We start from the raw sequence: 12,484 nt of genomic DNA, 5'->3' as shown, positions 1-12,484 counted from the left end.
AATGATATCCAGTACGGCAAACAGAGCCATTCAAACCGCTCAATTGTTTGCCGATATTTTGGATTATCAACAAGAATCAATCGTGCAGTTGGATGAACTGTATGATGGATTTACCACTCAAGAATTTTTAGGAATGCTTGACCAATATGGCAATGAGAACGAATCGGCAATGATTTTTGGGCACAACCCAAGCATCGAATACCTGGCTTTCAACTTAAGTGTTGAATTTTATGAATATGTTCCAACCTGTACGGCGATAGGCATTGAATTCGATGTTGATGATTGGAAGGATATAGAAGCAAGATCTGGAAAAGTTTGCTTGTATGAATTCCCCAAAAAATACAAGTAGAGACACGCCATGGCGTGTCTTATATCCCACATTGTTGGACATGTCATGGCATGTCCTTACTGTTTTCCGAAAATGATTTTTCCCTGGTTATCCAAAATCAATTTTCCATTCACTTTCTCTTGTGTTTGTGGATCGACAAAACCTTTAATAAGGCCTGTTTTCTGCTGCTTTACCAAGGATTTTATCTGTGCTTCGCTCAGACTTTTCTCCATAAATACAAATGGTACAATAAACCTGCAGCCGCTCTTGTAGTTGGAGCAACCAAATGCTGCATTCCCTTTTAGCAAAGTACCCGATTTACATACAGGACAAGTCAGAACTTCTTTTTCCTCTTCAAGAATACTCAAGCTAAAATCAGGATCCAGAACCAGGTTGCCATTGATTTTGTTGCCATCCACAACGAATCCCTTAATTTTAGGGGTTTTACCTTTTAGCACCAATGCTTCAACTTGCTTATCGGTTAATTTCTTGCCACCAAATTCGAATGGAATTCTAATCTCACAACCATTCTTCCAATTGGTACATCCCCAAACCGATTTGCCTTTTATAATCTTACCTTCTTTACATTTAGGACATGTTAAATCAACTGGAGCTTCTTTTTTACTTTTGACTTCGGTTTTCTTTTCCTCTTTTTCTTTCGCCTCATCAATTACTTCAATGGCATTGATATTCTTTCTGGATTTTACATCCCAAACAATACCAACAACCATATTTTTCAGCTCTGCCATGAATTGGTTGACTTCAAAATTTCCCAACTCAATTTCACGAAGTTTCTTCTCCCACTGCCCAGTAAGTTCTGCCGACTTCAGCAACTCATTTTGTATGGTATCAATCAATTGCACACCAGTAATGGTAGCAACCAATCTCTTTTTTTCTTTCTTAATGTATCTGCGCTTAAACAGAGTCTCAATAATATTTGCACGAGTTGAAGGTCGACCAATACCGTTTTCTTTCATCAACTCTCTCAGCTCATCATCATCAACCTGTTTTCCTGCTGTTTCCATGGCACGCAATAAGGTTGCCTCGGAATAATACTTCGGAGGTTGAGTCTGTTTCTCAGCCAAATCAGGCTGATGTTCTCCTGTTTCCCCTTTCACAAAAGCAGGCAAGATCACGCCCTCTCCAACATTACTATCTTTGGCATACAAAACTCTCCAGCCAGGTTCAACAATCTGTTTTCCTGTTGCCTTAAATTCAATATTGGTAACCTTACCCATTACCGTGGTGTTACTCACCTTACAATCTGGATAAAAAACCGAAATAAATCGTTTTGTAACCAAATCATACACCTGCTTTTCTTCATATCGCAAACCAGAAGGAATAACCCCGGTTGGAATAATCGCATGGTGATCGGTAACTTTTTTATCATCGAATACCTTTTTCGATTTCCTGATTTTCGTCTTCAAAAGAGGATCAACAAATTCTTTATAAGGCGTTAACTTCTTTAAAATATCAGGAATCTTTTTGTAGATATCATCCGAAAGATAGGTTGTATCAACCCTTGGATAGGTGGTCAGCTTTTTCTCATACAAAGTTTGAATGATTCTCAAGGTTTCTTCGGCCGACAAATTGAATTTTCGGTTGCAATCTACCTGCAAAGAAGTCAAATCATACAAACGTGGTGGCTGTTCCTTTCCACTCTTTTTCTCCACCGAAATAATTTCAAATGGTTCAGATTTAATCTGATCAAGAAATGCAACACCTTCTTCCTTATTATCAAATCGTCCTCTGGTAACGGCAAAACTCACCTCACGATAAACCGTTTTAAGTTCCCAGTAAGTTTGCGGTACAAAATTTTCTATTTCCTTTTGACGATTTACAATCAAAGCCAAAGTAGGTGTTTGTACCCTACCAATTGACAAAACTGATTTTCCTCCAGCATACTTCAACGTATACAATCGGGTAGCATTTATCCCCAAAAGCCAGTCCCCAATGGCTCTTGTGAACCCGCTGCATACAAACGATCAAAATCACTCCCTTCTCTCAAGTTCTCAAACCCCTCACGAATAGCTTCTTCCGTAAGTGAAGAAATCCATAAACGTTTAACCGGAACATTGCATTTTGCTTTGTGCAAAACCCAACGCTGAATTACCTCTCCTTCCTGGCCGGCATCACCGCAATTGATTACCTCTTCAGCATTGGAAATCAATTTCTCCAGAATGTCGAACTGTTTTTGAACGCCTGTATCGGGAATTACCCTAATTCCAAAACGAGGAGGAATTAAAGGCAAATCGTTCATGTGCCAATATTTCCAATTCAAGTCGTATTCGTGCGGTTCTTTCAAAGTGCACAGATGCCCAAAAGTCCAGGATATCTGATAGCCATTCCCTTCGTAATAACCATCCCTTTTTGATTTCGCCCCTAAAATTAAGGCAATTTCACGCGCTACACTAGGTTTCTCCGCAATACAAACTTTCATGTGTTTAATTTTTTTTTTCAGTGTCACATGTAACTCTCAAGAAATTTTAATCATTACCTTTTGTGTAATTTTTAAAGATTAAAATTTACATGCTAGTTTCATATTCTTATAAAGTAGTTCGTAATTAGAACATATATTTAAACTCTAGAGAGAAAATGTTTTCTTCTTCCGACATGCCAAAATTAGCAGTTAATACCATTAATTTAAAGGGCGACATCCAAAAACCTCCACCATATCCATGATGCCATTTTCTAGAACTCTCACCATCAAGCCAAACCCTGCCAAAATCATTAAATGCCAACAAGCCTAACTCTCCAACCATAAAGTATGATTTAAATTTGGCCAATCGGAATCTAAAATCAGTATTCTGGTAAACCATATCGTCACCAGCAAATCGACCTTGTCGATACCCTCTTAAGTTTGATTTTAATCCCAGTTTATTTGCCTGATAAAAAGAATATCCACTTGTATTGTGAGCTGCTCCAAATCGAACTGCCAAAATACTTCTTTGTGGCCTCCCCAAACTTGTATAGAATCGCAAATCGGTTTCCATTTTTTGGAAGTTATGATCATTTTTCTCTAAGCCTCTGTAAAAGCTCCATGAATTTTTCCAATACATTCCCCGAACAGGAATCACTTTACTGTCTCTTGTATCCCATTCATGTGTGATATTTATCCCCAAATATTTTCTCGTATTAAAATCGGTTGACAGATCCAAATCATTATCTGGATTACTAAAATCGGTTACAAATCGATTAGGAGTTGCCTTTAATTCCAACTGTTCGTAAAATGGTCCAAAAGTAACACTCTGATTCGCCTCAATCTTTTTCCTCAACTGCATAGCAAGTGCAAATCTTCCAACACGTACCCTGTTATAATCATCATCCTGAGCTAAATTATTTGTTTCATTTCCAAGACCGAAATAGTATCCCTGAAAATTTGGGGTATTATAACGAATTTTGGGTAACAAATCTAAAGTCTTAAACACATTAATAATTTCTCCATCATATTTTACCTCTACGGATGGATACATGAATGCATAATTCACCAAAAATTTATGGAAAGAACCATAAGGCTCTTTTCTGAAACTCTGCTTCTTAACATTAAATCCTGCTCCTAGAATCAACCCATCATCGCTTACATAGTTTAAATTGGCTGCCGGACTTACAATATCATACTTAAATGATTTTCGGTCGTAAACATTCACGCTCTTATTTTTCGATAAACGATTTTGAAAGTTGCCATTTCCTTTAACTTTGGTTTTGGACTTATCGTAAACTACCACATTGGATTTGCGTGTACTATCAATTTTGAACTTATCCTTTCCAGTTCCTCCTACAATTCTTAACTTAACGCCTTTCGAATATTTTCCGTCGATATCAAATTCGTCTTTACCTCCTAATCCATAAATACACACCTCTTTGGTTTCGCCTTTCATGAATTTTCGATCGTAAAGTTTTTCTTTCTTATTTCCTTTTTTACTCAAACGGCGAACTTTTACACGTAGGTTTCCATCTTCATCCCACTCTGCATCAAAATTCTCTGTTTCATTTGTTCCAACAACATCAACCTTTTGCGCCAAATAGTTGTAAAATTCAACAGCCAATTCTGGTAAAAGATCTCTTCTTGATTTCAATTTTGACACAATATCATCAGCTGAAATAGCATAAACCTCTTTGGGTAGATCCTTTATTGCGTTTTCTATGCTTTCGTCTGTGAGGCTTTGCTTTAGTTCATTAGCCATTTCAATCCAATCCTGTTTGTTTTTAGATTGAAGGAAATTTCGATCAAAGTATCGAGCATTAAAACCTAAACCAACCACATTTTCCGGTATTGAATCGAAAACCTGGAATTTAGGCATTGCCCATTTTCTTCTGATCAACCAAGGAATTTTTCCATCACTATAGAAGAATACCTGGTCTCGATCGCGAGGAATTGGTCTTGCAATGGTTTTACCATCTTTCTTAAAAGTAGCCCAACGCCACTGATCATCATGCCTGTCCCAATCATTCAGGAAGATATCAAACAACCTTGCGCGTAAAACGGCAGATTCATCAATTACCAGGTCAGAATTCTTAAATCTTTTTTCAATAAGCTTATCCGTTCCAATAACATCCTTGGTATTGCCAAAGTTATCCGCATCCGACATGTCATCATTCGGGCGCTCTTCAAACAAATACAGTTCGTTCTTAAAATCTTCCTGGTAGATCCCAAAACGTGGATCATCTGGCACATAAACAATTTTTGGATTGGTGTGGTAAACACCTGCTGTTTCAGCCAGTTTAGGTACTGCTATAGCTGCATAAGGATATGATTCTGAAATACCATCCTGAACAATTTGAGCGGCAAATGTGCCCCTTAGTGCAGCTGGGATTGCTTTCTCCGTATATTTTTCAACTGACCTTAGCACATATTGTTTGCCATTTTTCGCCTCCAATCTTAAGGAGCGGGTTTGCTGTCCGCCACCTCTCTTTAAGATTTTCAACCCACCTTTTTCCGTTCCAATATCAAAAACCGGAACCTCAATAGGTGTTTCCCATTCCTTACGATAGTTGTTCCCTAACCAATTCCTTTTCGACTTATTATCGGTGGAATATAAATCACTTGCTGCAATGGTAATAGTGCTATCTGCAAAGTTTAGATCCTTGTATTTTTCCGCCAAATCTTCCTTGCTTGGAGTTGATTTGGTAAATAATTTATGCTGGAAAGCAAGATGTGGCTCATCGGTTCCATTTTTTCCAACCGACCACATTTCCAACCACACTTCATCATTGGAATAGAAATTCAACCTGGTAAAACCAATTTCTCGCAAAGCAACATCCATTTTCTTCTCAGATACATATTCCGCCACACTTCCAGAACCTGAAACCACAAAAAATGAACTGTCCTTTTCTGTAAATTGCAAACTATTATCATGAGCAGACACTGTAACCACGTTCTCATACCCTCTTCCCAACTTTCGGGCCATATATCTCATTTGTTTGTAGAATGGATAGGCAAAATCCTGGGATGTTCCCAAAAATTTTCGGTACAATTCCACTGGCCCTACAAAAGGAAAGTTTCCTGCATGCTTACCTCCACTATAAATTGGATGATGCGCAGCAAATACAATTTTTTTGTCTTTGTTTCTTTTCAAAGCATCGCTCAAGAGAATCAAAAAATCGGAAGGGTTCTCAAGTCCACATTCCGCCTCAGGTTTATCTGCTGCATGAAGCCACCATTGTGAATCTACTATAAGCAAAACAATATCCTCTCCTATCTCTATTTCAACAGGTCCGGGACATCCTCCTGATGGTAAGAACACATCCCCTTTGCCAATATAATCCTCAATATAAGCTTCCAAATTCATAACGGCATCCCAACCATACTTACGTCCTTGATCCCATTCCTTTTCTCCCGGAATAAAGATGCTTTCACCTTTAAATTCCTTAGCCAAATCCAATAGCTTGATTAAATTTTGATCTCCTGAATGGATATCCTCAATTTCCTCCCTATCGTATTCTTTAGAAATATTATTACCCAGAAATACAAGCGTTGCCTTGTTATTTTGCTCCGCTAATTGTGATTTAAGCATTTGCATATTGGAATTTACAATATTTGCTTCTCCAACATCACCAATAAAAAAGATAGAGTGCTTTAATATATTTGCATTAGGAGTTTCGTTGTTTTGCCCACTAACTGCAATTGCAAAAAATAACAGGCTAAAAAGTAGATTGATCTTTCTCATAAGTTTTTGATTCTATAAAATCAATTACGAAAAATGGATTTCAATTATTGTTTGAAACTATATTTTAAAATATTTCCTTTACTTCCTTTCCCTTCATTTGAAATGAACATGGTTCCATCGGGTGCGAAGCAAATTCCCTCAGGCTGACGGAATAGTTTACGTTTTAACTTGACAATTGCCTGGATATCACCTTTGGGATTAAGCACCACCAAAATTTTACCAACAGAACCTAGAACATACAAGTTCTTGGTAATGGGATGAACTGCAATCGCTGAAGGTTGAAATGTGAGATCTCCCTGAGATGGATTAATATTTTCCAAAAGCTTAACCGAAAATCTCGAATAAGAATCAAATTCCAATATTTTCCGAATTTGATCTTGATCAATCAAGTACTTGGGTGTTTTCGACAATTCGTTCTTGTCTATCGAGAATTCATAAATAGCTCTCTTTCCTTTGTATTTATTAGAATGCGCAGGACTTCCTTTACAGGCTATTAACAATGAATTTGTTGAAGGATCGTATCCCAAACCCTCGGTATCATTTCCAGCATTCAAATGAGTAGTTCGTTTTACCGAATGAATGTTATCCTTTAAGTGATCTACCTTAAAAATCCTACCATCCGATCTCAAAACATACACCAATGAATCCACCATTTCAATACCTTCATAATCTCCAGGTTTATCAAATTCATATTTCTTTGTTACCTCTTTTTTCCTATGGTTGAATTTATAGATAATTCCTTTCTCATCGTTCACACACAAAAGAGAATGCTCTGTAAAATAACTTAAACCTGATATTTCTCTCAAATAGTCTTTTAATTCATATTTTTCATCTGGTTCATAAATATCATAAGGGAAATTTCCATAGTTTTCCGATAAATAAACCATTTTCTGATCTTTCTTTTTAGCACATGCCTCAAGAAAAAACACAATAGTCAGCAAGCAAAATAGTGTGTGAAATATTTTTGTCATACGAAAAATCTAACTTTAAATAATTGGAATCATAAAATTAACAAATAAGCCTCAAATACCAATAAAAAAAGGGCAATTGAGGTATTTATAATCATTTAACAGAAGGATTTCATGTTTAATGATTATATTTATTCAATCAAAAAAAATATCTCAAAAACTGAAAAATTCAAATTATGAATATAATCCAGGAGGCTGAAATATACGTTACTAAGCTAATTGAAGATGCAATTAAACCAATATATACTTATCACAATTTAGAGCATACCCAGAATGTAGTTAAACATTCCTTAAAAATTAGTGAAGGATTAGAGTTTAGCGAGGAGCAAAAAGAAATTCTCGTATTAGCCGCTTGGTTTCACGATTCGGGATATTATGAAGACTATGCAAATCACGAAGAACTTAGTGCACGTAATGCCAGAGTTTTTTTAGAAGCAAGAAATTACCCGGAAGAAAAAATCGATCAGATTACTCAGGCCATCCTTCAAACAAAAATACCTCATCCTCCATGTGAAAATGTGGTTTGTAATGCTCTCTGCGATGCTGATTTGTATCACTTGGCTTCGAAGAGTTACATGAAAAGCTCAGAGCAATTGCGCGAAGAAAAGCAAGCACTATACAAACGTGAAATTTCTCCAAAAGAATATTGGGAGAATACCTTAATATTCTTGCAAAATCACAAATACAAAACCAAGTATGGTAAAAAACTTTTTGCAAAAAAGAAGGAACAAAACTACCTAAAAGTAGTTGATAAAATCAAGGGATATCACGAGAAAGAACTGAGAAAATTAAATGAGAAAGTTGAGAAATTAGAAAGTCAGAACATGAAACTGAAAATGCCTCAGCGAGGTATTGAAACCATGTTCAAGGTTACTGCCCGAAATCAAATTAATCTTAGTTCGATTGCCGACAGTAAGGCCAATTTAATGATCTCTGTTAACTCAATCATTATATCGGCAATCTTCTTTATTTTTAAGAACATAATGGATGTTCCTCATTTCATTATTCCTTGTATCATATTGCTGATCGTCTGTTTGGTTACCATCACCTATTCGGTTATGGCAACACGTCCTAATGTTACAGATGGTAAATTCTCCGAGGAGGATGTAAAACAAAAAAGAGTGAATCTTCTTTTCTTTGGAAACTTCCATGATATGGATTTAGGAATTTATTCAAGAGCCTTGAAAGGAATGATGACCGATTACGATGAACTATATGATAGCTTGATTAAAGATCAATACTATTTAGGAAAAGTATTGGGTAAGAAGTATCGCTTTTTAAGAATTTCCTATACAATTTTCATGTATGGATTAATTTTATCAGTTATCGCATTTATTCTTGCTGCTATTTATCAGCCATTAATGTGGTAAATAAATGAACAAAGCCTAAATTTGCAGCCCAATTAATAAGCGCAGATTAATATGAATTTATTTTATACGCCAGATATAAAAGATCAGTATTATCAACTTGATGAAGTTGAGTCGAAGCATTGTGTTCGAGTTTTAAGATTAAAAGAAGATGATGAAATCCATTTGATTGATGGAAAAGGAACATTATTCACGGCTAAAATAATCGATGCGCATCCTAAACGATGTACTGTTGAATGCGTTGAGAAAAAAGAAGAATTTGGCAAGTTGGATTATGAGCTGCATCTGGCTTTGGCTCCTACAAAGAATATCGACAGAACAGAATGGTTTCTTGAAAAATGTACTGAAATAGGTACAAGTGAGTTTACGCCTCTTTTGAGCTCTCATTCGGAACGAAAAGTAATAAAACACGAAAGACTTTTTAAAGTAATTACTTCTGCGGTGAAGCAATCTTTGAAAGCTTATCATCCTAAATTAAACGAGTTGACCCAATTTGCTGATTTGGTAACTTCTGATTTCGATGGTGATAAATTCATTGCTCATTGTAATCCTGGAGAAAAGACGCACCTTAAGCAACTATGCAAACCCAAATCAAAATGTTTGGTACTAATTGGTCCTGAAGGTGACTTTAGTCCTGAAGAGGTTGAATTGGCTAAGGCAAATGGATTTCAGGAAATTTCTCTGGGTGAAAGTCGCTTAAGAACCGAAACTGCAGGAGTTGTTGCCTGCAATATAGTAAGTCTTGCTAATTACTAAAATGAGATTTCAACACTACATACTCCTCACATGTTTCTTGCTATTTGGCTTTAGCGGGCAATCGCAAAATACAACGGTACGTATTGGTTTGCTTAAGTACAATGGTGGTGGTGATTGGTATGCAAATCCGGGCTCATTGCCAAACCTAATTCAATTTTGCAATAAAAATCACATTGCAAACATTCAGGCAGAACCGATAACCGTTGAAGTTGGTAGCCCGGAAATATTTTCCTTGCCTTTTATCCACTTAACAGGACATGGTAATATTGTGCTAAGTAATCAGGAAGTTATTAATCTTAGAAAATATTTAATGGCTGGTGGATTCTTGCACGTTGATGACAATTACGGATTGAATGCCTATTTCAGAAGAGAAATAAAAAAAGTATTCCCAAACGAAGAGCTTGTTGAACTGCCATTTTCTCATCCCATATATCATCAGGTCTATGAATTTCCAACCGGATTGCCTAAGATCCACGAACACGATGGAAAAGCTCCTCAGGGGTTTGGTCTGTTCTACAAAGGAAGATTGGTCTGTTTTTACACTTACGAAACCGATTTAGGCGATGGATGGGAAGATACTTCGGTTCATAATGATACGGAAGAAAAACATTTGCAAGCCTTAAAAATGGGCGCTAACATCATCTCTCTCGCTTTCAGTAATTAGATTTATTCTTAATTAACTGATTCCCTATCAATTCTACCTTAATATTTCATACTCATTTTTGAATTTTCATTAACAAAATGATAACTTATAGTGATTTTATACCAAAGTCATTTTAAAATTGATATGGTATTACATTTGATATCAATCACTAAAGTTTATTGCTATGAAAAATAATAATTCGTGTAGAGGGATAATAGGCATCTTAACAGGTGGCGGTGATGTTCCCGGATTGAATCCTGCAATTCGTGCCGTTACTATTAGAGCATTAAGAGAAGGCTACAAAGTAGTCGGTATTAGAAAAGGCTGGAGAGGTCTGATTGATATCGTAAGAGATGAAAAAGCCGATAATAGTGAAAACTTTGAAGTTTTAACCGAAGAGTTAGTAAATAAAGTAGGACGCACAGGAGGAACATTTCTACATACTTCCAGGGTAAACCCATCGAAAACACCTAGAGAAAGAGTCCCTACGCATTTAAAAGACAAATACGATCAGGATATTAATGATTTAACGAAAGAAGTTCTGGCCAATCTTGATTTCTTGAATATTGATTATTTAATTCCAATCGGAGGTGATGATACTTTAAGTTATGGAGTTCGCTTATACCAGGAAGGTTTTAAGGTGATTGCTATTCCTAAAACCATGGACAATGATGTTCCCGGAACCGATTACTGCATTGGATTTAGTACTTGTATTACCCGAACCATTTCACTTACGCACAGCTTAAGAACTTCGGCAGGTTCGCACGAGCGTTTATTGGTTCTTGAAGTATTTGGTCGTTATGCCGGATTTACTGCGATTCTGCCTACTTTAGCCGGTGCAGCCAACCGTTGTGTAATTCCTGAATACAATTTCGATATTGAACGTCTGACTGAACTAATGATTCAGGATCGATTTTCAAACCCAAGTAGATACTCGGTTGTACTGATTTCGGAAGGAGCTGCTTTTACTGGCGAAGAAATGATTTTCCAGGATGATGCAATGGATGATTATGGACACAAAAAGTTAGGTGGAATTGGTGATCGCGTTTCTGAGCAGATGAAGATTTTATCTCCTAAGTTCAATAACTCCAAACCAATTAATGTAATCAATCAAAAACTGGGTTACATGGTACGATGTGGCGATCCGGATGCAATTGATTCAATAGTTCCAATGGCCTTTGGTAATTTGGCTTTAGATTTAATCATTAAAGGAATTCATGGACGCTTAATCACTTTGAGAAATGGCAGATACGATAATGCACCAATTGACATTGTTACCAGCTCGAAAAAATTGGTAGATGTGGATCGATATTATAATACAGACAGATTAAGACCAAAATATAACAGTTTTGAACTTCAGCCATTGTTTTTAATGACAGGTTTGTAATTCCGCATAATTTTGTACATTTGAGAAACCTTTCAGCATTGTGCTGAAAGGTTTCTACTTTCACAACCATTCCCAATTTAATTTATTGTTTATTTAAAACCGAACACTTATGTTAGAATTTAACATTTTAGGCATTTCTGTATTGGAATGGATTGGATACGCTGCATCTGTTCTTGTACTTGTATCATTAACAATGACATCGATAATAAAACTTCGATGGTACAATTTAGCAGGATCAATTCTCTTCTCAACTTATGGATTTTTAATCGGATCATTACCTGTAGGAATCATGAATTTCTTAGTTGTTTGTGCCAACATTTACAATTTGAAAAAGATGTATGTACGCAAAGAAGATTTTAAAGTAATTGAGATAAAAGAAAACGATGAATTGCTTATACACTTTTTAGATTACTACAAAAAAGACATAAGCCATTTCTTTCCTAATTTTGAAAAGAAAGAGAAACAGCTGGGAATTTTCGTATTGAGAAATATGGCCGTGGCAGGAATTTTTATCGGTACACAAGAAGAAAACGAACTAAGAATAGACTTAGATTATGCGCTACCTCAATACAGAGATTTTAAAGTTGGAGACTATTTGTACAAAAGCTTAAAGCAAACCTTAAGCGATCACAATATCAAATCGGTATACTGTTATTCTACTCAAATGCTGAAATACATGGAAAAAATGAGATTTGAAACAGACAGTAAGGATAACAAATCAATCATGCGAAAGAATTTAAACTAATTCAGAAATCTCCTCAGTCAATTGAGGAGTTTCTTTTTTTGAGAAAACGAGCTCCTCAGCCAATTGAGGAGGTACTTTTTTGGGAAAACGAGCTCCTCAACCAATTGAGGAAGTACTTTTTTT

10 protein-coding genes are annotated in these 12,484 nt (G+C 36.2%); 6 read left to right on the top strand and 4 right to left on the bottom strand.

Annotated elements, in window-relative coordinates; genetic code table 11:
- Position 1: 1 nt before the first annotated feature.
- The gene (locus tag JCM15579_RS12460; protein WP_054720608.1) at positions 2–349 is read left to right on the top strand and encodes a SixA phosphatase family protein; all 348 of its coding nucleotides are present in this window, start codon (positions 2–4) and stop codon (positions 347–349) included.
- A 56-nt stretch (positions 350–405) separates the two neighbouring features.
- Here JCM15579_RS12460 and JCM15579_RS12455 read toward each other — a convergent pair whose 3' ends face one another.
- From JCM15579_RS12455 to JCM15579_RS12445, 4 genes are all read right to left on the bottom strand, one after another.
- Positions 406–2,247 carry a type IA DNA topoisomerase gene (locus JCM15579_RS12455; protein ID WP_245625894.1) on the bottom strand — a complete coding sequence of 614 codons (1,842 nt, stop codon included), beginning with the start codon at positions 2,245–2,247 and terminating at the stop codon, positions 406–408.
- 11 nt (positions 2,248–2,258) lie between these two features.
- A complete protein-coding gene (locus JCM15579_RS21510; RefSeq protein WP_245625893.1) occupies positions 2,259–2,768 on the bottom strand; it encodes a toprim domain-containing protein in 510 nt (169 codons plus the stop codon).
- Between the two features lie 124 nt (positions 2,769–2,892).
- Positions 2,893–6,495, bottom strand: coding sequence for a BamA/TamA family outer membrane protein (locus tag JCM15579_RS12450; RefSeq protein ID WP_054720606.1), 3,603 nt, complete (start codon positions 6,493–6,495; stop codon positions 2,893–2,895).
- Between the two features lie 44 nt (positions 6,496–6,539).
- Complete coding sequence (locus JCM15579_RS12445; RefSeq protein ID WP_083464664.1) at positions 6,540–7,466, bottom strand: SdiA-regulated domain-containing protein; 927 nt, start codon at positions 7,464–7,466, stop codon at positions 6,540–6,542.
- Positions 7,467–7,639: 173 nt separating this feature from the next.
- Here JCM15579_RS12445 and JCM15579_RS12440 point away from each other — a divergent pair, with 173 nt between their 5' ends.
- The 5 genes from JCM15579_RS12440 to JCM15579_RS12420 all read left to right on the top strand — a co-directional run bounded on the left by JCM15579_RS12440 (position 7,640) and on the right by JCM15579_RS12420 (position 12,361).
- Complete coding sequence (locus JCM15579_RS12440) at positions 7,640–8,833, top strand: Pycsar system effector family protein (protein ID WP_054720603.1); 1,194 nt, start codon at positions 7,640–7,642, stop codon at positions 8,831–8,833.
- A 51-nt stretch (positions 8,834–8,884) separates the two neighbouring features.
- Positions 8,885–9,586 carry a 16S rRNA (uracil(1498)-N(3))-methyltransferase gene (locus JCM15579_RS12435; RefSeq protein WP_054720600.1) on the top strand — a complete coding sequence of 234 codons (702 nt, stop codon included), beginning with the start codon at positions 8,885–8,887 and terminating at the stop codon, positions 9,584–9,586.
- A 1-nt stretch (position 9,587) separates the two neighbouring features.
- Entirely contained in the window at positions 9,588–10,250 is a 663-nt protein-coding gene (locus JCM15579_RS12430) for a DUF4159 domain-containing protein (protein WP_054720598.1), read from the top strand.
- 163 nt (positions 10,251–10,413) lie between these two features.
- Positions 10,414–11,616 carry a 6-phosphofructokinase gene (locus JCM15579_RS12425; protein ID WP_054720596.1) on the top strand — a complete coding sequence of 401 codons (1,203 nt, stop codon included), beginning with the start codon at positions 10,414–10,416 and terminating at the stop codon, positions 11,614–11,616.
- Positions 11,617–11,725: 109 nt separating this feature from the next.
- Positions 11,726–12,361: a YgjV family protein gene (locus JCM15579_RS12420; RefSeq protein WP_054720593.1), complete on the top strand. Its 636-nt coding sequence runs from the start codon at positions 11,726–11,728 to the stop codon at positions 12,359–12,361.
- Positions 12,362–12,484: the final 123 nt, after the last annotated feature.

Source organism: Marinifilum fragile JCM 15579 (assembly GCF_001310955.1).
In the GTDB taxonomy this organism is placed as follows: Bacteria; Bacteroidota; Bacteroidia; order Bacteroidales; family Marinifilaceae; genus Marinifilum; species Marinifilum fragile.
The sequence above is the reverse complement of the archived record's forward strand: the minus strand, read 5'-3'. Positions and strand labels throughout refer to the sequence as shown.

Coding starts and splice junctions, on each gene's coding strand:
- JCM15579_RS12450 (WP_054720606.1), bottom strand. CDS start 6,495: ATGAGAAAGATCAATCTACTTTTTAGCCTGTTATTTTTTGCAATTGCA.
- JCM15579_RS12430 (WP_054720598.1), top strand. CDS start 9,588: ATGAGATTTCAACACTACATACTCCTCACATGTTTCTTGCTATTTGGC.
- JCM15579_RS12420 (WP_054720593.1), top strand. CDS start 11,726: ATGTTAGAATTTAACATTTTAGGCATTTCTGTATTGGAATGGATTGGA.
- JCM15579_RS12435 (WP_054720600.1), top strand. CDS start 8,885: ATGAATTTATTTTATACGCCAGATATAAAAGATCAGTATTATCAACTT.
- JCM15579_RS21510 (WP_245625893.1), bottom strand. CDS start 2,768: ATGAAAGTTTGTATTGCGGAGAAACCTAGTGTAGCGCGTGAAATTGCC.
- JCM15579_RS12440 (WP_054720603.1), top strand. CDS start 7,640: ATGAATATAATCCAGGAGGCTGAAATATACGTTACTAAGCTAATTGAA.
- JCM15579_RS12460 (WP_054720608.1), top strand. CDS start 2: ATGATATCCAGTACGGCAAACAGAGCCATTCAAACCGCTCAATTGTTT.
- JCM15579_RS12445 (WP_083464664.1), bottom strand. CDS start 7,466: ATGACAAAAATATTTCACACACTATTTTGCTTGCTGACTATTGTGTTT.
- JCM15579_RS12425 (WP_054720596.1), top strand. CDS start 10,414: ATGAAAAATAATAATTCGTGTAGAGGGATAATAGGCATCTTAACAGGT.